The organism is Sinorhizobium prairiense, assembly GCF_029201645.2.
Taxonomy (GTDB): Bacteria; Pseudomonadota; Alphaproteobacteria; order Rhizobiales; family Rhizobiaceae; genus Sinorhizobium; species Sinorhizobium meliloti_A.
The window spans coordinates 3355148-3376224 of record NZ_CP104131.1; the positions used below are offsets into that span (position 1 = coordinate 3355148).

Below are 21077 nucleotides of genomic sequence, written 5' to 3' on the forward strand. Positions count from 1 at the left end.
TCTGCTTTCATGAAGCGGGATGCGGGCGGAAACCGCTTCTCCCGCTTCCGGCAATCCGATTCTAAAGATCGATGATCGTCCCGCGCCCGTCGTTCCACACCCGCATCTCGCGCTGAGTGCTTCCCGGATTGGCGCGTGCCCCCGCTCGAACATGCACGGGCCGTCCGTTGAGCTTGGCGGCGATCGCGCTGCCGACGGCAATAATGGCGGCGATCCCAGCGAGCGCCAGGGCGAGCGAGGCGGTGAACACGAAGGCCACGAGCGTTATGGTGATGGCGGCGGCCGTGAAGAGAACAGAGCGGATGCTTTGCATGATTGTCACCTTTCTGCTCGGCATGTGGGTGCTGGCCACGCCGCTTGCAAGAGGGTCCGCCCGTCTCGTCTTGCGCAAAGGTTGAAAGGCAGGCACAACGAACGGCATGACAGGGAACGGCATGAGAGCGATCGACCACCATCCCGTGCGGCTGCGCCGCTCGGTGCTTTCGGTTCCGGCCGACAATCAGCGCGCGCTCGCCAAGGCTCGTGAATTGGCTGCGGACGCCGTGATCTTCGACCTCGAGGATTCCGTCTTGCCGGACCGCAAGGCTGCGGCGCGCGATGCGCTCGTCCGGCATCTTGCCGACAACCGGCCGCAGGGCGAAACGGTCATCCGCGTCAATGCGGCGGGCTCCGGCTTCGGCGAGGCCGATCTCGCAGCGGCTCTTGCCGCGCGGCCCGATGCTATCCTCCTGCCCAAGGTCGAAAGCCCCGCCGATATTCAGGGCGCGCTCGATTGGCTTGCGGAACGGGACGCGCCGGATGAGCTGAGGCTCTGGGCGATGATCGAGACGCCGCGCGGGGTCGTGAACGGGCCGGCGATCGCCGAGACCGGCCGCACCTCCGGCGGCCGGCTGGACTGCTTCGTCGTCGGGCTGAACGATCTTCGCAAGGAGACGGGCGTGCCCGCCTTTCCGGGCCGGACCTATCTCGTTCCGTGGCTGATGCAGATTCTTCTTGCCGCGCGCGGCAGCGGGCTCGACGTCATCGACGCGGTCTTCAACGATTTCCGCGATCCGGAAGGCTTCGAGGCGGAGTGCCGGCAAGGGCGCGACATGGGTTATGACGGCAAGATGCTGATCCATCCGGCGCAGATCGATGCGGCCAATCGGCATTTCGGCCTGGACGAGGCTGCGGTCGAGGAGGCGCGCGCGATCATCGAGGCCTTTGCCTTGCCGGACAATGCCGGAAAGGGCGTCATCAACCTTCATGGGCGGATGGTCGAGCGCCTCCATCTCGAACAGGCGATGAGGATCGCCGCCAAGGCGGACATCATCGAAAAACGAAAGGCAAACTCTTGAAACTTTATCGCTTTCTCACCGGCCCCGACGATGCCTCCTTCTGCCACAAGGTGACGGCGGCATTGAACCAGGGATGGACGCTGCACGGTCCGCCGACCTACGCCTTCAATGCCGACACCCAGCATATGCAATGCGGACAGGCGGTGGTGAAGGAAGTGGAGGGGAAGGATTATCATCCCGACATGAAGCTGTCGGAGCAGTAGGGACTGCAATCTCTCCTCGCCGCATCCCTGTGCTCGTCACAGGGATGAGAGCAGCCCCGCGTCTGCGGCGCGGGAAGGTTCTTTCAGCCCAAGGACTTGGTCTGGCTGGATTCCTGTGACGAGCACAGGAATGAGGGACCGGGGATGTGCGGCTCCTACAACTTGCGCTTGGGAATATGCGAGGGAATGTTCAACCTGTGACGCAGTGAAACGCGCCGAGGCGTCGCACCTCTCTCTACCCTCATCCCTGTGCTCGTCACAGGGATCCAGCAGCGCCGCGTCTGCGGCGTGGACGAGTTCTTTCAGCCCAAGGACTTGGTCTGGCTGGATTCCTGTGACAAGCACAGGAATGAGGGAATCAAACAAGCGGCGGCGGGTGGCGCGATTCTCGGCAGGCCTCAGCCGCCCACGTGTTCCACGCTTTCCTCGATCCGCTCCATATCGTCGTCCGACAGGCCGAAATGGTGGCCGATCTCGTGGATCAGCACATGGGTGATGATATCGCCGAGCGTTTCCTCGTTTTCGGCCCAGTAGTCGATGATCGGGCGGCGGTAAAGGGTGATGCGGTTCGGGAACTCCCGGTTTCCATGGTGAAGCGTTCGCCGAGGCCGCGGCCTTCGAACAGGCCCAGCAGGTCGAACGGCGTTTCGAGCGCCATGTCTTCGAAGACATCGTCGCTTGGAAAGTCGGCGATTTCGATCGTGAGATCCGTCGTCAGCTTGCGGAATTCCTCAGGCAGATGGCTGTAGGCTTCAAACGCGAGCTGTTCGAATACGGTAAGCGACGGTGCGTGGCGTTCCCGCCAATCGTCGGTTTGGTCAATGCGGGCCATGGGCACTCCTTGTTGCCCCTCATATAGCGATTTTGCCTTTGTTTTTCGAGTGATGAATTCTACCCCGGAAAGAAGGAGGAATATATTCTCAATATTGGTTGTTGACTCTTGAGGGCAGCTCTGGAATCCATAAGAACATAACATGAACATGCAGATGGAGCTGACCGTCATGGCCGGAAACGCCGTGCAACGGCAAACCGTTCTTTCCCTTCGCGAGACCATTGCGCGGATTGAAGATCGCGGGGTGCCGGGATGCGTCCGGTCGGCCAAGGCGGCCGATCCCGTCGGCTTTCGCCGCGACAAGGAGGAGGCGCCCCGCCGCAAGGTCCTGCCGCTCGGCGTCCCGCAATTCGATGAGACCCTCCAGGGCGGGTTGCCGCTCGAGGGCATGATGGAAATCCGCAATGCCGAGACCCGGGATGCGGGCGCGGCCGCCGGCTTCGTGGCGGCGCTTGCGGTGCTCTATCAGCGGCAGAAGAAGGAGAATGGCCGTCTGGCCCCGGTCCTTTGGATCAGCCAGACGCTTGCTGCCTGTGAGGCGGGTCAGCCTTATGCGCCGGGCCTCAAGGCCTATGGACTCGACGCCGAGCGCTTTCTCTTCGTTTCGGCACGCACGGTGAAGGATGCGCTGTGGATCGCCGAAACGGCGCTTTCGGTACCGGTCTTCGCCGTGGTCGTTCTGGAAGTCCGCGGCAACCCTGCCTGTCTCGCCCTGAGCGAGAGCCGGCGTCTGCATGTGAGAGCCCGGGCGGGCGGCGTGCCTCTTCTCGTCTTGCGTCAGGCGGGCGAGGAGGAGGCGAGCAGCGCCTTCTTCCGGATCCAGGTCAAGCCGGCACCGGCCGGCGAACGTCCTCTTCCCGATGGTTCGGTGCTTTGCGGCAGCATCGACCATTCCGCCTTTCACCTCCTTGTCGAAAAAAGCAGGCGCCAAGCCTCTGACGACATCTTTCTCGAATGGAACGCCCATGACCGCCGCTTCTACTCACTCGATGAACGCCGGAGCGCCGCTCTTCAGACAAACGATGAGCCAACGGATCCTGTCGATCCACTTTCCGCATCTGCCGGCCGATCGCGTCGCGCGCAGCCGATGGGGCGCCTCCTGGCTTTCGCGCGGGCGTCCTGACCATCCGCCCGTCGTCTTCGCCGCCAAGATCGACAATGCCATGCGGCTCGTTGCGCTCGATACTTTTGCAGAGCGTATCGGCCTGAGGCGCGGCCAGGGGGCGGCGGAAGCCCGCGCCATGTGTCCCTCGCTCGACGTGATTGCCGCCGATCCGGCCGCCGACCAGGCCTTTCTGGAGGCGCTTGCCGACTGGTGCGACCGCTATACGCCGCTCGTGGCACTCGACGGCACGGATGGCCTGTTTCTCGACATCACCGGCTGCGCCCATCTTCAAGGCGGCGAGAAGGCGCTCGTCAGCGATGTCCTGTCGCGTCTTTTCTCTCGGCGTCGAGGCGCGGGCGACCGTCTCCTCCGCAGCCGGGCTTTCCTGGGCTGTCGCCCGTTACGGCGATGCCGACGTCATTGCGCCCGAGGACGGGGACCCGGTGCTTGCACCCTTGCCGGTCGCCGCGCTGCGACTGCCGGCGGACACCGCGGCCGCACTCGAACGGGTCGGGCTGAAACAGATCGGCGATCTTCTCGAAGCGCCGCGGGCGCCGCTCGCCCGCCGCTTCGGCTCCTCCCTTCTCCTCAGACTCGATCAGGCGAGAGGCTTCGAGGACGAGCCGCTTTCGCCCCGGCTGCCCGTGCCGAGCTTCTCCGCCGAGCGCCGGCTCGCCGAGCCGGTGCAGGACGAGGAATACATTCTCGAGCTGACCCGTCACCTCGCCAGGGATGTCCGCTCCTCGCTTGAGCGGCATGGCGAAGGCGGGCGGCTCTTCGAGCTCCTCCTGTTCCGCGTCGACGGCCGGGTATTCCGCGTCCGAGCCCATGCGGCCGTGCCCTTGAACGATGCCGCCCGCATAGCCGCCCTCTTTCGCGAGCGGCTGCAGGCGGTTCATGACGATCTCGATGCCGGATATGGTTTCGAAATCGTCCGGCTTTCGGTCCTCGGAAGCGAAAGGCTCGATCCGGCGCAGCAGGATTTTTCCGGCGCCCCCGACGAAAGCCAGCCGCTCGCGGCCTTCGTCGACAAGGTCTCCGCCCGTTTCGGGCCCGGGTGTCTGATGCAGGCGACCCTTGCCGAAAGCCATCTGCCGGAACGGGCGGGCGGATTTGCCGCCGTGACGGACGTGGCCGCGGTCCTGAGGCCGCCTGCCCTTGAAGAGAAGGCTTTCCCCGAAAACCGTCCGCTTCGGATTTTCGCGCATCCCGAACCGGTGGAGGCGACGGCGGAAGTGCCCGAGGGCGCTCCGCGAAGCTTCAACTGGCGCAAGACCCGCTACCGCGTCGCCCGTGCCGAGGGGCCGGAGCGCATCGCCGCCGAATGGTGGATCGACGGGGAGAATCATCCGACGCGCGATTATTTCCGGATAGAGGATCAGGAGGGCCGCCGCTTCTGGCTGTTTCGCGAAGGCCTTTACGGAAGGGAGACCGCCTCACCCCGCTGGTTCATGCACGGAGTTTTCGCATGAGCGCGGATACTGCCTTCTGCGAGCTCGGTGCGCGCACGAATTTCTCCTTCCTCGAAGGGGCGGCGCCGGCCGAAGAGATGGTCGTCTTCGCCAAGAAGGCGGGGCTTGCCGGTCTCGGCATTGCCGACCGCAACAGCGTCGCCGGCGTCGTCAGGGCCCATGCCAAGGCGAAGGTGGAGGGCTACCCCTTCCAGCCGGGCGCCCGCCTGGTTTTTGCCGACGGCACGCCGGACATTCTCGCCTATCCGAAAAACAGGCGGGGCTGGGGGCATCTCTGCCGCCTGCTCAGCGCCGGGAACCTGCGCTCGAAGAAGGGCGACTGCACGCTCCATCTCGCCGACTTGCTCGAATGGCAGGAGGAGCTTCTTCTGATCGTCATGCAAAGCGAAGGACGGCCGGAGGCGGAGAGCCTGGAGGTGCTGCTCGGGACATTGCAGGAGCATGCGGGCAACCGGCTCTATCTCGGCCTGGCGCCGCATTATGACGGTTTCGACCGGCATGATTTTGCCGTCCTGGCAGCCCTTGCCCGAAAAACCGGCATCGGGTTGCTCGCCACCAATGACGCGCTCTATCACGATCCGCATTACAGGCCGCTCGCGGATGTCGTCACCGCCATCCGGGAGCATGTGCCGATCGCCGGCGCCGGCTTCCTTCTGCAGAAGAATGCCGAAAGGCACCTGAAGGGCCCAAGGGAAATGGCCAGGCTTTTCAGCGACTACCCCGAGGCGCTTGCCAATACGCGGAAATTTTTCAGCGAGCTCACCTTCAGCCTCGACGAGCTCAGCCATCAATATCCGGATGAAAACGCCGATGGCGAGACGCCGGCCGAAAGCTTGCGGAGGCTCGTCGCGGAAGGTGCGGCCGAGCGCTATCGCGAAGGCGTGCCGGAAAAGGTGATGCGTCAGATAGACTATGAGCTCGAGCTCATCCACGACAAGAAATACGAGCCTTATTTCCTGACCGTGCACAAGCTCGTGAAATTTGCCCGCAGCGTGAATATTCTCTGCCAGGGGCGGGGATCGGCGGCCAATTCCTCGGTCTGCTTCTGCCTCGGCATCACCGATGTCGATCCGCAGAAATTCACCCTGCTGTTCGACCGTTTCCTGTCGAAGGATCGCGACGAGCCGCCCGATATCGATGTCGACTTCGAGCACGAGCGGCGCGAAGAGGTGATCCAGTATATCTACAGGACTTACGGCAAGGAGCATGCGGGCCTGACCGCCGCGGTGATCAGCTATCGCTCGCGCTCCGCCGGGCGCGAGGTCGCCAAGGCCTTCGGCCTTTCGGAAGACGTTCAATCGGCTCTCGTCAGTTCGATCTGGGGCTGGGGCACCTCGCCTTTCACCGAGGAGCAGGCGAAAGGGGCGGGGCTCGACGCGGCGGACCCTCTCACCAGGCGCGTGCTTGCCTATGCCAGTCTGCTCATGAATTTTCCGCGCCACCTCTCGCAGCATGTGGGCGGCTTCGTGATTACCCGCGACAGGCTCGACGAGGTCGTGCCGATCATGAACACGGCCATGCCCGACCGCTACATGATCGAATGGGACAAGGACGATCTCGACGAGCTGAAGATACTGAAGGTCGACGTGCTGGCGCTCGGCATGCTGACCTGCCTTGCCAAGGGCTTCAAGCTGCTCGAGGCGCATTACGGCAAGCCGATAACGCTGGCCGAAATCTACCAGGATCATCGCGAAGCGGTTTACGACATGATCTGCCGCGCCGACACGGTCGGCGTCTTCCAGATCGAAAGCCGGGCGCAGATGAGCATGCTGCCGCGCCTGCAGCCGCGCGAAATGTACGATCTGGTGATCGAGGTAGCGATCGTTCGCCCCGGTCCCATCCAGGGCAATATGGTGCATCCCTATCTGAAACGGCGCGAAGCCCAGCGCAGGGGCGAGGCGGTCGTGTATCCCAGCCCGGAATTGAAGGCGGTTCTTGAAAGGACGCTGGGCGTGCCGCTGTTCCAGGAGCAGGCGATGCAGATCGCCATCACCGCCGCCGGTTTTTCACCCAGCGAGGCCGACCGCCTGCGCCGCGCCATGGCCACCTTCAAGCGGACCGGAACGATCCACACCTTCGAGCGGAAGATGGTGGAGGGCATGGTTGCGAATAACTACGAGAGGGAATTCGCCGAGCGCTGCTTCAACCAGATCAAGGGATTCGGCGAGTATGGCTTCCCCGAAAGCCATGCTGCCTCCTTCGCCTCTCTCGTCTATGCCTCGGCCTGGCTCAAGACCTATTATCCGGACATCTTCTGCGCCGCGCTCCTGAACGCGCAGCCGATGGGTTTCTATGCACCGGCGCAACTGGTGCGCGATGCCCGCGAACACGGGGTCAGAATGCTGCCGGTCGACATCAACCATTCGGATTGGGACGCCCTGCTCGAAGGCGAGGGTTCCTTCGACAAGAATGCTGTCCACCCGCGCCACGCCAGCATGCGGGAGGTGATCAAAACCCGGAAGGCCGTTCGGCTGGGCTTCCGGTTGGTCAAGGGCCTGAAGCAGACGGATATGGAAGCGCTGGTCGCGCGCCGGGGGAGGGATACCGCTCCGTTCATGACCTGTGGCTTCGGTCCGGGCTTTCCCGCGCCGTTCTGGAGCGCCTTGCGGATGCCGATGCCTTCCGGTCGGTAGGTCTCGACCGGCGAGCGGCCCTTTGGGCGGTAAAGGCGCTCGACGAGCAGTCGGCGGTGGAGCGGTTGCCGCTTTTCGAAGGGGCGGGTTCCGACGATCTGCAGATCGAGCCCAAGGTCGCTCTTCCCGAAATGCCGGCAGGCGAACAGGTCATTCATGACTATCGCACCCTGACGCTCTCCCTGAAGGCGCACCCCGTGTCCTTCATGCGGGAGGATTTTTCGCGAATGGGTATCCTGCGCAGCCGGGATCTGGCCGCAACCGCGACGGGGAGATGGGTGACGGTGGCGGGCCTTGTACTGGTCAGGCAGCGGCCGGGCTCTGCCAATGGCGTCATCTTCATGACGATCGAGGACGAAACAGGCATCGCCAATATCATCGTCTGGGAAAAGACGTTCCAGAAATACCGGCGGCAGGTCATGGGATCGCGGCTTGTGAAAGTCCGCGGCCGCTTGCAGAACCAGAGCGGCGTCATTCACGTGGTCGCCGATCATCTGGAGGATATAACGCCCATGCTTGGCCTGCTGCGCCGGGAGGCGCGGCGTTTCGGCGTCAACGACCGCGCGGACGAGGTCTTGCGGCCGAGCGCGGACGCCCGCGAAAAGAAAAAACTCCGGCAATTGCGCCTGGGCCTGACCGCTCGCGCAGCACCGGAGGGCGAGGCGGCCGCCCAGGTAGCGGAGGTCATGCCGAAGGGGCGCAATTTTCATTGAGCCCCGTCATTACTCGCATCGAAGTCGTCGCCTTGCGATTGAGGCCCCAAGGCGACCTGTGTAAAAATGTCGCAGGCACCGTTGCCGGAATTACAAGTCATGGAGGAAAAATCCCCTCCTTAGAATCGCCTAATGTAATGAAAATGCGACGATTTCCATCAAGTTTAGAATCGCTCTAATGCGCCCTTCAACCATATGGAGAAGAGTTTTTAGTTGACGGCAAATGTCCTCTTTTGCTTTATCGCAAAATCAGAGCGTTGCGTATGATGGACACGACGAAATGCTGGTTTGCAGTTGCAACTTCATCACCGAGAAAGACATCGAGGACACGATCGTCGGCCTCCTCGACGAGGACTGTTGGCAGTTGATCGTGCCGGCGAAAGTCTATCATGCGATGGAAAAACGCGGCCGTTGCTGCGGCTGTTTTCCCAATGTCGTCGACATCATCATCCGCACCACCGAGCAATATCACGCCCGCCGCGACTCGACGGACGCCGATATATTTGATTTCATGAACCGCCTCAGACAATTCCATGAAGAAAACCGGAGGGCGGATCTTGAAAGGCGACGCAAAGGTCATCGAGCAGCTTAACGAAGCGCTCTATCTCGAACTCGGTGCCGTAAACCAGTACTGGCTGCATTACCGCCTTCTCGAAGATTGGGGATACACGCTGCTCGCCAAGAAGGAGCGCGCCGAATCGATCGAGGAAATGCACCACGCCGACAAGCTCGTCTCTCGCATCATCTTTCTCGAAGGTCATCCGAATCTGCAGACGGTCGCGCCGCTGCGCATCGGCCAGAACGTCAAGGAAGTCCTGGAAGCCGACCTTGCCGGCGAGTACGACGCGCGCACCGCCTACAAGAACTCCCGCGACATCTGTCACGCGGCCGGCGATTACGTCTCGATGAAGCTCTTCGAGGAACTGCTCGCCGACGAGGAGGGCCACATAGACTTCCTCGAAACGCAGCTCGATCTGCTCCGCAAGATCGGTGAGGAAAAATACGGCCAGCTCAACGCCGCTTCCGCCGACGAAGCCGAGTAAATCCCAGCCCCCTCAAGGGCGGCGAATTAAATCAGCCCCTCATCCGGCCTGCCGGCCACCTTCTCCCGCAAGCGGGGCGAAGGAGACAGGCAGCAAACGCCAGGCGTCTTCCGCCGTCGAATTCAGGGCAAGGCGGAGCCGCGTGTCCCTTCTCCCCGCAAGCGGGGAGAAGGTGGCGACAGCCGGATGAGGGGCTAATTCCGGTAGCCCTTTCGCTCACCGCACCAGATGCGAAAATGCCGCGACGACCTCTTCATAGGCCTTGCGCTTGAAGGGCACGATCAAACCCGGAAGTTCGTGCATGGGCTTCCATTCCCAGGCGTCGAATTCCGGCTCGTGGTCGCCGGGCGGCGGGTTGATCGCGATTTCGCTCTCCTCGCCCTCGAAGCGGAAGGCGTACCAGCGTTGCCTCTGGCCGCGGTACTTGCCCTTGAGACCGATCCCGATCAGGTGCGACGGGAGGTCGTAATTGATCCAATCCGGCGCCTCCGCCAGGAGCGAGACCGAGCGGATGCCGGTCTCCTCGTAGAGTTCGCGATAGGCGGCCGCGAGCGGGTCCTCGCCATCGTCGATGCCGCCTTGCGGCATCTGCCAGAGCTGCGGCGAACCGTCGTATTCGGAATTGCCGACGGCGAGCCGGTGCCCGGCCCAGACGAGTCCCTGCCGGTTGAGAACCATGACGCCGACACATGGCCGATAGGGCAGATCCTCAGCCGTCATGACGCGCCCCTTATCCTTCCCCATATCGTCCTTCCTTTGCATGTTGCCGCGAGCCGTATGACTCGATGGTCCACTGCGCTTAAATCAGTTTTGTTTCGGATCTTTGACGAGTGCGGCCACGCCGACCACCTCGATGCCCCGCCCGCCGGCTTCCTCGATCCATTCGGCAATGGCCGCCACGCTTTCGTCGAAGGCGGAAGCGACCCCGATCGCGGTGCCGTTCCTCCGCGCGATGCGCTCCAGCTCGTCGAGTCTGCGCAGGATGCCATTGCGGCTGAGCTCGCCATCGAGCACGAGATCGGCGAAACCGTGCGGCACGTCGAAGGCGCCGGCGAGCGTGCCCGAGAGCGATTGCGCCGACGTCCCGTCGTCCAGGAACAGGAGGCCCCGCTTGCCGAGATCGCGCATGACGGGCTCGAGCGCATCCGTATCGGAGAGAAACCGGCCTCCGAGATAGTTCATCACGCCGGTGTAATTGGTGATCTGTCCCATGCTTCGATGCAGTTCCGCAAGGTTCTTCCCGGCATCGGAGGAAACGCGCAGCGCGTGTGGGCCGGGATCGTTGTTCGGGTAATCGAACGGTTCCATCGGCACCTGCAGCAGGATCTCGTGGCCGTTACGCCTCGCCTCCTGCATCCAGCGCTGCAGGCTGTTTCCGGCCGCGGCGAAGGCAAGCGTCACTTCCGGCGGCAGTGCGCGGAGGGCGCGCTGCGTCCCCGTCTGGCTGAGGCCGAGGCCGCCGACGACGATGGCGATCCGCGTTCCGCGGGCGCCGGACCAGGGGCGCGCATATTGCTCCATCGGCCTCAGCCCGTCCGGGCCGATGACCGGCAGGCGGCCTTCCGGGCGGTCTTCCAGCAGGCTTTCATTTGGAAGGGCTGCCATGCGAGGGTCCTGCCCTCGCGTGGGCTCGACACCGATCAGCGCGGGGCCGCCGGTTTCGCGCGAACGGGGCGTGTATTTCCTGACCGTCGCGCCATCATCGGTTAGAACGGCCTCGACATGTGCGCCGGAGAGAGCGCCGCTCCGGTGGAGCGCCTCCGGCCTGGCTTTTCGGCCCTCCGAGGGTGGCGCCGGTTCGGTGGCGAGGGTCGCGGTCGCTGCGGGCATTGCAGGTGAACGGGTCTGGTGGCCGGGAGAAAGGGCGCTCCATGCGGAAAGCCCGATGACCGCAAGGGCTCCCAGGCTGAGGCCGCAGTAACGCAGGTCGCGACGGAGATCGCGCTTGCGTGCCGGTCTCTCCTTGCGGTTCTGGCCCAGCGGGGCGTTGAGGTCAGTTGCCAAACGGGGCCTCGGTCGAGCTTCGATCCTGGCGCGAATCGCCGCTGGCCATGACGATGGACTTGAAGGAGGCCAGAATCATCGCACATGCGACTGCATGCCGATGGATAATATAAAGGCGCCGGGTTGAACAGCCCGGCGCCTCCTTGATTCCTCTCACCTGAAACTCTGCAGGTGAGGGGCTTATTCCTTCAGCTGCGCCTGTTCCGGGTTGGCCGGGAAGGCCGGATCCGTCTTCTTGCCGCGCAACAGGTCGAACGCATAGTTCAGCTGAATGTCGTCCTTGGTTTCCGGCGGCACGTAAGCGACCGAGCCGGAGCCCTCTTCGGTCTCTTCCTGGCCCGGAATGTGACCGCGCAGATCGGATTCGCCCTGCGCTTCCACCTTGCCCAGAAGCTCGGGCGGCAGCGGCTGCTCCACCTTGATGTCGGGCGTGATGCCGGTGCCCTGGATCGACTTGCCGGACGGCGTGTAATAGAGCGCCGTCGTCAGACGCAGCGCTCCGGCGTCGCCGAGCGGGATGATCGTCTGTACCGAGCCCTTGCCGAAGGAGCGCGTGCCGAGAACGGTGGCGCGCTTCAGGTCCTGGAGAGCACCGGCCACGATTTCCGACGCGGATGCCGAGCCGCCGTTGACGAGCACGACGACAGGCTTGCCGCCGGCCAGGTCGCCCGGGGTCGCATTGAAGCGGCGGGTTTCATCCGGATTGCGGCCGCGGGTCGAAACGACCTCGCCACGCTCCAGGAACGCGTCCGAGACATTGATCGCCTGGTCGAGCAGGCCGCCCGGATTGAGGCGCAGGTCGAGGACATAGCCCTTGAGCTTGTCCGCGGGAACTTCCGCCTGGATCTTCTCGATGCCCTTCTTCAGGTCCTCGAAGGTCTTTTCCGTAAACGAGATGACCCTGAGATAGCCGACATCCCCTTCGACACGGACCTTCACCGCGCGGACCGCGATCACGTCGCGTACGATCGTCAGTTCGATCGGCTTTTCGGCTCCCTTGCGCAGGATCGTCAGCTTGATCGGCGTGCCGACGGCGCCGCGCATCTTGTCGACCGCTTCCTCCAGCTTGAGGCCGCGGACGTCCTGACCGTCGATCTTCGAGATGAAATCGCCTGCGAGCACACCGGCGCGCGCGGCGGGCGTGTCGTCGATCGGACTCGTCACCTTGACGAGATCTTCTTCCATGGTGACCTCGATGCCGAGGCCGCCGAACTCGCCGCGCGTCTGGGTACGCATATCTTCGGCGTCGGTCGAGTTCATGTAGCTCGAATGCGGGTCTAGAGACGAGAGCATGCCGTTGATGGCGTTCTCGATCAACTTGTCATCCTGCGGCGGCGTCACGTATTGCGCGCGCACGCGCTCGAACACGTCGCCGAAGATCGCCAGTTCGCGGTATGTCGACGAATTTGCGGCCACGGCCGGCATGGTTGCCGAGTAGACGACGCCCATCGCCGTCGCGCCCATCAGCGCCCCGACCAGGACAAGTGAAGCTCTACGTATCATTTCGCGCCCTTCCAACCTCTGCTGCGGTCCACCACGGTCGGGAATCAACCGGCTTCCCGTCTTTTCTGAATTCAATGTAAAGCGTTGGCCTGTCGGTTTCCAGCGCCAAGGCCGCCGCACTCGCCACTCTTTTTGCACCCATCGCCGCCACCGGCTCCCCGGCCACGACGAATTGCCCCGGCCGGACACTGACGTTTTCCATGCCGGCGAGCACGATATGATACCCGTCCCCGGCATTGAGAATGATCATCTGCCCGTAGCTGCGGAAACTCCCGGCATAGACGATCCACCCGTCCGCCGGCGTAGTCACCAGCGCGCCTGCATTGGTCTCGAGCATGATCCCCTGCAGCGAATGCCCCGTTCCGTCCGCGTCGCCAAAACGGCGCACAAGCGAACCCGCAACGGGATAAGCCAGCCGCTCCCGCAGCTCGGAAAAGACATATGCCGGCGCAATGCGGTTTTTGTCAGGCACGGCACTCCGGGCGAGCTCCCGCGCAGCCTCGCGCTCGGCCGCGCTCATGCGGCGGCGTTCCTCCTCCTCGGCGCGGGCGGCGGCGGCGGCTTCGCGCACGGAGGAGATCTCGTTTTCGAGCGATGAGATCAGGCCCTCGAGGTTCCCCGCCTGCAGGGCGAGTTCCTCGGCCTTGCGCTGTTCGACCGCCAGATCGGCCGCATTGCGTTGTCTCAGCTTCTCCTTTTCGGCGACGAGCATCGACATGCGCCGCTCTTCCTCGAGCCGGGCGGTCATTGCCGCGGTCAGTTCCTCGCGTTCCCTGGCGATGCCGCTGCGGATATCGGCGAGCGCCTTCAGGTCGGCGACGAGGCTGTCGGTCTGCTCGCGTATCTCGGGAACGACGGCGCCGAGCAGAATGGCGCTGCGTACGGAGCCGAGCGCATCCTCCGGGGTCACGAGGATTGCCGGCGGCGGATTGCGGCCCATGCGCTGGAGAGCGGCGAGCACCTCGGCCAAAAGGCCGCGACGGGCCCGCAGCGAACGCCGCACCACATCCTCCTTGACGCGCAGATCGCCGAGCTTCCTTTCGCCGTCGGCGATCCGGCGTTCGAGCTCCTGCCGCTTGGCTGCCGAATCCACGAGGGCTTCGCGGAGGGTCTCGTTGCTCTTGTCGATCTCGGCGATCGTCTTTTCGAGTGCCTCGGAGCGATCCCGCGAAAGCGTGATCGTCTTCGACAGTGCCTCGAGCTCGCTCGCGGTACTGTCGCGCCGGACCGCCAGATCGGCAGCCGGATCCGGCGGCGCCGGCTTGGCGGCACCCGCATCGGCCGGCGCGGCGGCGGGCGCGTCCTGAGCCGCAGTCGGGCCGATCACCGACAGGAAAAGCGCCATGACCGCAGTGCCGCAGCCGAACCGCCGGGCGCCCCGCTGCAAGCAGGCTCTATTCGTTGGAGGTCTCATCCCGTCTCATAAGTCCAAAAGTTAGGAGACCCTAATCTGATTTGGCTGGGCAAACCAATACATATTCGCGTTATCGTATCGGGAGGCGGACCGGGCCGGTTCTACGAAAATAAAGCGCGGCAGCGGGGTGCGGCAGCCGGATCAGGCCCGATGATAAGGATGCCCCGAAAGGATCGTCACGGAGCGATAAAGCTGCTCGGCGATGAGGATGCGCACGAGCTGGTGCGGCCAGGTCATCCTGCCGAGGTTGAGCACGGCGTCGGCGCGGGCGTGGAGCGCGGGATCGAGTCCGTCGGCACCGCCGATCGCTATCATCAGATCGCGCTTGCCGCTGTCCCTGAAGGTAGCGAGCAGGTGTGCGAAAGCTTCCGAGTCGAGCGCCTTGCCGCGCTCGTCGAGCAGCACGAGCAGGCTGCCCTCGGCGAGCGCTTTTTCAAGCTGTCCGGCTTCCTCGCGCTTGCGCGTCTCCGCATTGCCGGCGCGGCTTTCGACTGTCTCCACGACGCGGGCCAATTCGAGGCCTACGGCTGGACCCGCCTTGGCGAACCGGTCGAGATAGCGGCCCGCAAGGTCCTTTTCCGGCCCCGCCTTGAGGCGGCCGACTGCGAAAAGTCCGATACGCATGACCCGATCCGTCCCCGCCGGCGCCGATCGGTTGTTATCGACCGGCAATATTCTTGCCGCCATCCGCCTCGTCGGCGATGGCAATCGCATGTCACGTTCGGCACCGGCCGTCGCTCCGTCCTGAGTCGATGGTCAGGATCGGGCGACGTGTCTCAGTGCAGGGTACCGTCTTCGATCTCGGGAGCCGCCCACATCTTTTCGATGTTGTAGAACGCCCGGATTTCCGGCCGGAAGATGTGAACGATCACATCGCCGGTGTCGATCAGTACCCAGTCGCCACCCTCGAGACCTTCGACGCGAGCCCTGCCGAGGCCGTCGTCCTTCAGGTCCGTGATCAAGTGGTCGGCAATGGCCATCACATGCCTGTTCGATCGCCCGGAGACGACGACCATGAAGTCTCCCAGCGCCGATTTTCCGGCAATGTCGATGGTAACGATATTTTCTGCCTTCGAGTCCTCTAGGCTTTCGAGGACCAGTTGAAGCGCACGGACAGCGGCTTCGTCGCTCGATTCCGTGCTGCGCGGGAATGCGGATGCCGCATATCCCTTGGCGTGTGCTGTTGTCAGGGTTTTTCCTTTCCAAATGAACAGAACAGGCACGTTCGATTCGAAATAATTGTTCGAACCGTCCTTAAATGTAGGCATCAAACCCATACGGTTTCAAGACACGAGATCCGAATTACGGGAAATCACCCGAATTTGGCCGAACGAAGCGCCGTCGAACTCGAGCCCGAACGCGGGCCGTGAATGAAGGTCCAGGCGGGCGCGCGGCGGAAAGCGAGGGTTCCCGCATCCTCCTCGTCGACCCGGGCCTTGCTGAAAGCCCTCGCCATCGGCGAGGAAAGATAGGCAAGAGTCGATCCCGGCCGGTCGATAACGGCGATGGGGAAAGTGGCGACGATCTTGCGCCAGTCCTGCCAGCGGTGAAAGTTCTTGAGATTGTCCGCGCCCATGACCCAGACGAAACGGACGTCGCGGTTGCGCGCGCGGATCGCTTCCAGCGTGCGGGCCGTGTAGCTCTGGCCGAGCGCCTGCTCGAAAGCGGTCACCTTGATGCGCGGATTACGGGCGATCTTCTCGCTCATCGCGATGCGTTCGCCAAGAGGTGCGAGATGGTTGCGGTCCTTGAGCGGATTGCCGGGCGTCACCATCCACCAGAGCTGATCGAGCCCGAGCCGGCGCAAAGCGGTCTCGGCGACGAGCGCATGCCCGTCATGCGGCGGATTGAAGGATCCGCCGAACAGGCCGACGGCCATGCCGGACTCGACATGAGGCATGCTCAGATAGCGCGCATTCACTTCGCTCGGTGTCGTCAGGGCCGCACCTGTCCGGTGCCGCGCACGCGATACTTGAACGAGGTGAGCTGTTCGACGCCGACAGGCCCGCGGGCGTGCATCTTGCCGGTGGCGATGCCGATCTCGCCGCCCATGCCGAACTCGCCGCCGTCGGCGAATTGCGTCGAGGCATTGTGCAGGAGGATCGCCGAATCGATCTCGGAGAAGAACCGCTCGACCACGGCGGGATTCTCGGCGATCACGGCTTCCGTATGGGCCGACGACCAGGTGTTGATGTGCTCGATCGCGCCGGAAATGCCGTCGACCAGTCTTACCGAGATGATCGCATCGAGATATTCTGTGGCCCAATCCTCGTCGGTCGCAGCTTTCAGGCCGGGCATGAGCCTTGCGAGGTCGTCGCAGACGCGCACCTCGCAGCCGGCATCGACGAGCGCCTCGAGGAGCGGCTTTGCGAATTTCTCGGCGGCGTTGCGGTCTATCAGCAGCGTCTCGGCGGCGCCGCAGATGCCGGTACGGCGCATCTTCGCATTGACGACGATCTTCTTCGCCATATCGTGATCGGCCGACGCATCGACATAGATGTGGCAGAGCCCCTCGAGATGGGCGAACACCGGCACCCGCGCCTCTTTCTGAACACGGGCGACCAGGCTCTTTCCGCCGCGCGGCACGATCACGTCGATCGCGCCGTTCAGGCCGGTGAGCATGGCGCCGACGGCAGCGCGATCGGCGACCGGCACCATCTGGATCGCATCTTCCGGCAGGCCGGCGGCCTTCAATCCCTCGGTCAGGCAGGCATGGATCGCCCGCGACGAGTGAAAGCTGTCGGATCCGCCGCGCAGGATCACCGCATTGCCGGCCTTGAGGCAGAGCGCGCCGGCATCCGCCGTGACGTTCGGACGGCTTTCATAGACCACGCCGATGACGCCCAGGGGCGTCCGCACCCGTTCGATGTGGAGCCCGTTCGGACGGTCCCATTCGGAGATCACCTCGCCGACGGGGTCCCTGAGTTCGGCGATCGCGCGGATGCCGTCCGCCATGTCGCGGATGCGGCTTTCCGTCAGCGTCAGCCGGTCGATGAAGGCGGCGGCGACACCGCTTTCGCGCGCGTTTTCGAGGTCGAGCGCATTGGCGCCGAGGATCTCGGCGGTCCGTGCGACGATGACGTCTGCCATGGCGACGAGTGCCGCATGCTTGCGCTCGGCGCTTGCAGTCGCGAGCGGTCGGGCGGCCGCTTTGGCGCGGCGTCCGATCTCCAGCATCATCGCGTTGACGTCCTTGTCCTGTTCGACCGTCTCAAGCATGGAGCTTGCCCTTTCCCTCGTCGCTTTCCTCTGCAGGGCGCGCGCCCGATGGAGCCGTCATGACCAGATCGTCGCGGTGAACCATGGCGGTGCGGCCGGCATAGCCGAGGATAACAGCGATTTCGGCCGACTTCTTGCCGGCGATCTGGCGCGCCTCGTCGGCATCGTAGCCGGCAAGGCCGCGGGCGATCTCGCGGCCGGAATCGCCGATGATCGCAATCGTATCACCACGGCTGAAGCTTCCCGTCACCTGCCGGACACCGGCCGGCAGCAGGCTCTTGCCGGAACGCAGCGCCGCTTCCGCTCCGGCATCGATCGAGAGCGAACCGGCCGGCAGGAGCTGTCCGGCGATCCAGGTCTTGCGGGCGGTCACCGGAGAGCCTGACGGCGCGAACCAGGACGAGCGCGCGCCCGCCTCGATCGCGGCGAGCGGATGATCCGGCTTGCCGGAGGCGATGATCATGGCGCAGCCGGCAGTGGTGGCGATCTTGCCGGCGTCGATCTTGGTGCGCATGCCGCCGCGCGAAAGCTCGGAGGCAGCGCCGCCCGCCATTGCCTCGATCTCGGGCGTGATTTCGGCGACCGTTTCGAGGAAGCGGGCGTTCGGATCGAGATGCGGCGGCGCGGTATAGAGCCCGTCGATATCCGAGAGCAGGACCAGAAGGTCGGCGCCGACCATGGTCGCGACCCTGGCTGCGAGCCGGTCGTTGTCGCCATAGCGGATTTCGGTGGTCGCGACCGTGTCGTTCTCGTTGATGATCGGCACCGAGCCGAGCTTCATAAGCTGGCCGATCGTCGCGCGGGCATTGAGATAGCGCCGTCGTTCCTCGGTGTCGCCGAGGGTCAGGAGGATCTGGCCGGCGACGATCGCATGGGTCGAGAGGCTCTCAGACCAGGCACGCGCCAGCACGATCTGGCCGACGGCGGCGGCCGCCTGGCTTTCTTCGAGCTTCAGCGCACCCGCTGGCAGATCGAGCACCGTTCGTCCAAGCGCGATCGCTCCCGAGGAGACGACGAGGACCTCCACGCCCTTGGCCCTGAGGGCCGCAATATCGGCGCAGAGCGCGTCGAGCCAGCTCTTCTTGAGCCCCGTCTTGCGGTCGACGAGGAGTGCCGAGCCGATCTTGATGACGACCCGGCGGTATTTCTCGAGCGCTTTGCGGGCCTTGTTCATGCCTAAGCTTCCTCTTCGCCCGCCTTTGCCGCGGCGATGACGCTGCGCAATGCTCTCAGCGCCTCGGTCATACCCTTGTTGGTCACGGCGGAGATGAGAAGCGGCGGCGTGCCGCAGGCTTTGCCGAGCGCCTTGGCCTTCGCCTTCAATTCCTCCTCGTCCAGCACGTCGATCTGCGACAGAGCCACGATCTGAGGCTTCTCCTCGAGCCCACCGCCATAGGCTTCGAGTTCGTGCTTCACGGTCTTGTAGGCCTTGGCGACATCCTCTTCCTGCGCGGAGACGAGATGCAGCAGCACCCGGGTGCGCTCGACATGGCCGAGGAAGCGGTCACCGATGCCGACGCCCTCATGCGCCCCTTCGATCAGTCCCGGAATGTCGGCGATGATGAACTCCTTCTCGTCGATGGTGGCAACGCCGAGATTGGGATGCAGCGTCGTGAAGGGATAGTTGGCGATCTTCGGCCGAGCCCGGGTGCAGGCGGCGAGAAAGGTCGACTTGCCGGCATTCGGCAGGCCGACGAGGCCGGCATCGGCTATCAGCTTCAGCCGCAGCCAGATCGTCTTTTCCTCGCCTTCCAGGCCCGGATTGGCCCAGCTCGGCGCCTGATTGGTGGAGGATTTGAAATGCGCGTTGCCGAAGCCGCCATTGCCGCCGGCGGCGAGCCGGTAGCGCTGCCCTTCCGCCACCATGTCGACGATCAGCGTCTCGTTGTCTTCCTCGAAGATCTGCGTGCCGACCGGCACCTTCAGCGTCACGTCGCCGCCCTTGGCGCCGGTACGGTTGCGTCCCATGCCGTGGGTGCCGGTCTTGGCCTTGAAATGCTGCTGATAGCGGAAGTCGATGAGCGTGTTGAGGCCGTTGACGGCTTCCACCCAGACATCGCCGCCGCGGCCGCCGTCGCCGCCGTCAGGGCCGCCGAACTCGATGAACTTCTCGCGGCGGAAGGAAACGGCGCCCGCGCCGCCATCCCCTGACCGGATATAGACTTTCGTTTCGTCGAGGAATTTCATCGGTTCGCCATTTCTGAGTGATCGCTTCGAGTCGAGGACGGAATGCGGGGCAGCCCGCGCACGTTCCCGATCCCGCTCTGCTTTTGCGCCATCGATATAGGCGCTTCCGGCAGAGGTCAAAGATTATCGACATGAAGAACCCCGCCAGGAGCTGTACCGGCGGGGTTCCTATCCGTTCAGTCCGGCCGGCGCAGATCCTCGGCCGCAAGCCGGGTTTCGATATGCGCGACCATCGCATTGCGGGCGAGCGCATAGATCTGGATGCAGCCGGTGATCCGGAAGCCCAGCTTTTCCTGCACCTTGAGCGAGGCCGGGTTGTCGGCGAAGACGCCCGAATGCAGCACCGTTTCCGGCATGCGGCGGAAGAAGCGCTCGACCGCGGCATGGACCGCCTCGCTCGCCAGCCCCTTGCCCCAGTAGAACCGGTTCAGCCAGTAGCCGACATGCCATTGGCCGTGCCGGAGCTCGATGCCGATGCAGCCGATATGAACGTCGTCGCCCGGGGTGGTGATGGCGAGCGTCCAGTCCGGCAGCACATCGGCCGTCTGGCGGTTGAGCCAGTCGAGCGCATCCTGGTGGTGGTAAGGCGCCGGAACGCGCGAAAGCATCCGCGCGACCTGGAAATCCCCGAGCGAGTCGGCGATGGCCGCCGCATCGGAAAGCCGGTGCGGCCGCAGCCGCAGCCGTTCCGTTTCGATGACCGGCGCCGGGCCGGGGCCGGGACGGGCGACCGCCCGGGCGCGCTCTGTGACCAGGGCGTTCATCGGACACCTCCCCAGCTTCTCAAGGAGACCCAGGTCTTGCGGTCGAGCCTGTACCATTCGACCGGGACCATGCCGCCGAGCGCCAGGCTGCCGACCATGCCGGAACCCTGGAACTGAAAGCCGCACTTCTGGATGACCCGGCGCGACGCGATGTTCATGACCCGGCAGCGCGCATCGATCTGGTCGATGTCGCGGGTGCGGAAGGCCATGTCGGTCAGAGTCTGTGCCGCCTCGGTCGCATAGCCCTGGTTCCAGTAGGGCTCGCCGAGCCAATAGCCGAGCTCGACGGTTTTTTCGTCGGCGTGCGGCTCGACACCGCAGCAGCCGAGGAATGCGCCATTGTCCGCTTTCGTGATCGCGTAGACGCACTTGCCAATCGTGCCGGCTTTTGCGCGTCGCACGAAATCGGCCGCATCCGCCGTCGTATAGGGGTGCGGCATGCGCGAGACCATGTTGGCGATGTTGGCATTGTTGGCAAGATGGGCAAGGGCGTCGATATCGTCTTCATGGGGCGCGCGCAAAACGAGCCTGGGCGATAACAATATCGGGCAATCGGTCCTTGACCGCTGAGGCCTCAGCCTTTGTTCGGGAGACCGGGATTGGTCTTCCCTGACGAGCTCGGTTTGCATGGTTCTTCCTCCAGACATG

The 21077-nt window shown here is 64.0% G+C and carries 18 protein-coding genes and 3 pseudogenes; 7 read left to right on the forward strand and 14 right to left on the reverse strand.

The features are described from left to right. Positions 1 to 61 precede the first annotated feature (61 nt). On the reverse strand, positions 62 to 313 hold the full coding sequence (locus N0Q91_RS18800) for a hypothetical protein (RefSeq protein ID WP_100672749.1): 252 nt from the start codon (positions 311 to 313) through the stop codon (positions 62 to 64). A gap of 121 nt (positions 314 to 434) precedes the next feature. Here N0Q91_RS18800 and N0Q91_RS18805 point away from each other — a divergent pair, with 121 nt between their 5' ends. Further along, positions 435 to 1337, forward strand: a complete 903-nt coding sequence (locus tag N0Q91_RS18805; protein ID WP_275597177.1) for an HpcH/HpaI aldolase/citrate lyase family protein — start codon at positions 435 to 437, stop codon at positions 1335 to 1337. Next, on the forward strand, positions 1334 to 1540 hold the full coding sequence (locus tag N0Q91_RS18810) for a DUF1737 domain-containing protein (RefSeq protein WP_003531285.1): 207 nt from the start codon (positions 1334 to 1336) through the stop codon (positions 1538 to 1540). The genes N0Q91_RS18805 and N0Q91_RS18810 overlap by 4 nt, the downstream gene beginning before the upstream one ends. 398 nt (positions 1541 to 1938) lie before the next feature. Here the strand turns inward: N0Q91_RS18810 and N0Q91_RS18815 are convergent. Then, positions 1939 to 2372 (reverse strand): annotated as a pseudogene (locus N0Q91_RS18815) (metallopeptidase family protein). A gap of 142 nt (positions 2373 to 2514) precedes the next feature. Between N0Q91_RS18815 and N0Q91_RS18820 the strand changes: the two are divergent. The 5 genes and pseudogenes from N0Q91_RS18820 to bfr all read left to right on the forward strand — a co-directional run bounded on the left by N0Q91_RS18820 (position 2515) and on the right by bfr (position 9338). Continuing rightward, on the forward strand, positions 2515 to 3495 hold the full coding sequence (locus N0Q91_RS18820) for an ImuA family protein (protein WP_275597178.1): 981 nt from the start codon (positions 2515 to 2517) through the stop codon (positions 3493 to 3495). Further along, positions 3395 to 4949 (forward strand): annotated as a pseudogene (locus N0Q91_RS18825) (DUF6504 family protein). Before N0Q91_RS18820 ends, N0Q91_RS18825 begins: the two are co-directional and overlap by 101 nt. After that, positions 4946 to 8295: pseudogene (locus N0Q91_RS18830) on the forward strand (DNA polymerase III subunit alpha). Before N0Q91_RS18825 ends, N0Q91_RS18830 begins: the two co-directional pseudogenes overlap by 4 nt. 280 nt (positions 8296 to 8575) lie before the next feature. Continuing rightward, complete coding sequence (locus N0Q91_RS18835) at positions 8576 to 8887, forward strand: (2Fe-2S)-binding protein (RefSeq protein WP_100672753.1); 312 nt, start codon at positions 8576 to 8578, stop codon at positions 8885 to 8887. Continuing rightward, positions 8853 to 9338, forward strand: coding sequence for a bacterioferritin (gene bfr / locus N0Q91_RS18840; protein WP_003531268.1), 486 nt, complete (start codon positions 8853 to 8855; stop codon positions 9336 to 9338). The genes N0Q91_RS18835 and bfr overlap by 35 nt, the downstream gene beginning before the upstream one ends. A gap of 216 nt (positions 9339 to 9554) precedes the next feature. Here the strand turns inward: bfr and N0Q91_RS18845 are convergent, their stop codons facing one another. From N0Q91_RS18845 to N0Q91_RS18900, 12 genes are all read right to left on the reverse strand, one after another. Then, positions 9555 to 10082: an RNA pyrophosphohydrolase gene (locus N0Q91_RS18845; protein WP_275597179.1), complete on the reverse strand. Its 528-nt coding sequence runs from the start codon at positions 10080 to 10082 to the stop codon at positions 9555 to 9557. A gap of 60 nt (positions 10083 to 10142) precedes the next feature. Next, positions 10143 to 11342: a divergent polysaccharide deacetylase family protein gene (locus N0Q91_RS18850; RefSeq protein ID WP_275597180.1), complete on the reverse strand. Its 1200-nt coding sequence runs from the start codon at positions 11340 to 11342 to the stop codon at positions 10143 to 10145. Positions 11343 to 11522: 180 nt separating this feature from the next. Next, the gene (gene ctpA / locus N0Q91_RS18855; RefSeq protein WP_100672756.1) at positions 11523 to 12845 is read right to left on the reverse strand and encodes a carboxyl-terminal processing protease CtpA; all 1323 of its coding nucleotides are present in this window, start codon (positions 12843 to 12845) and stop codon (positions 11523 to 11525) included. After that, positions 12835 to 14259 carry a murein hydrolase activator EnvC family protein gene (locus tag N0Q91_RS18860; RefSeq protein ID WP_275597181.1) on the reverse strand — a complete coding sequence of 475 codons (1425 nt, stop codon included), beginning with the start codon at positions 14257 to 14259 and terminating at the stop codon, positions 12835 to 12837. The genes ctpA and N0Q91_RS18860 overlap by 11 nt, the downstream gene beginning before the upstream one ends. 141 nt (positions 14260 to 14400) lie before the next feature. Continuing rightward, positions 14401 to 14883: a 23S rRNA (pseudouridine(1915)-N(3))-methyltransferase RlmH gene (gene rlmH / locus N0Q91_RS18865; protein ID WP_275597182.1), complete on the reverse strand. Its 483-nt coding sequence runs from the start codon at positions 14881 to 14883 to the stop codon at positions 14401 to 14403. Positions 14884 to 15035: 152 nt separating this feature from the next. Beyond that, positions 15036 to 15527: a ribosome silencing factor gene (rsfS, locus tag N0Q91_RS18870; RefSeq protein ID WP_275597183.1), complete on the reverse strand. Its 492-nt coding sequence runs from the start codon at positions 15525 to 15527 to the stop codon at positions 15036 to 15038. A 44-nt stretch (positions 15528 to 15571) separates the two neighbouring features. Continuing rightward, the gene (locus N0Q91_RS18875; protein ID WP_275598154.1) at positions 15572 to 16138 is read right to left on the reverse strand and encodes a nicotinate-nucleotide adenylyltransferase; all 567 of its coding nucleotides are present in this window, start codon (positions 16136 to 16138) and stop codon (positions 15572 to 15574) included. A gap of 56 nt (positions 16139 to 16194) precedes the next feature. Then, positions 16195 to 17478 carry a glutamate-5-semialdehyde dehydrogenase gene (locus tag N0Q91_RS18880; RefSeq protein ID WP_275597184.1) on the reverse strand — a complete coding sequence of 428 codons (1284 nt, stop codon included), beginning with the start codon at positions 17476 to 17478 and terminating at the stop codon, positions 16195 to 16197. Next, positions 17471 to 18652: a glutamate 5-kinase gene (gene proB, locus N0Q91_RS18885; RefSeq protein ID WP_275597185.1), complete on the reverse strand. Its 1182-nt coding sequence runs from the start codon at positions 18650 to 18652 to the stop codon at positions 17471 to 17473. The genes N0Q91_RS18880 and proB overlap by 8 nt, the downstream gene beginning before the upstream one ends. A gap of 2 nt (positions 18653 to 18654) precedes the next feature. After that, positions 18655 to 19665 (reverse strand): GTPase ObgE, encoded by a 1011-nt coding sequence (gene obgE, locus N0Q91_RS18890; RefSeq protein WP_003531226.1) that lies wholly within the window; start codon positions 19663 to 19665, stop codon positions 18655 to 18657. A 176-nt stretch (positions 19666 to 19841) separates the two neighbouring features. After that, the gene (locus N0Q91_RS18895; RefSeq protein ID WP_275597186.1) at positions 19842 to 20429 is read right to left on the reverse strand and encodes a GNAT family N-acetyltransferase; all 588 of its coding nucleotides are present in this window, start codon (positions 20427 to 20429) and stop codon (positions 19842 to 19844) included. After that, positions 20426 to 21058: a GNAT family N-acetyltransferase gene (locus N0Q91_RS18900; protein WP_018097332.1), complete on the reverse strand. Its 633-nt coding sequence runs from the start codon at positions 21056 to 21058 to the stop codon at positions 20426 to 20428. Before N0Q91_RS18900 ends, N0Q91_RS18895 begins: the two co-directional genes overlap by 4 nt. Positions 21059 to 21077 lie beyond the last annotated feature (19 nt).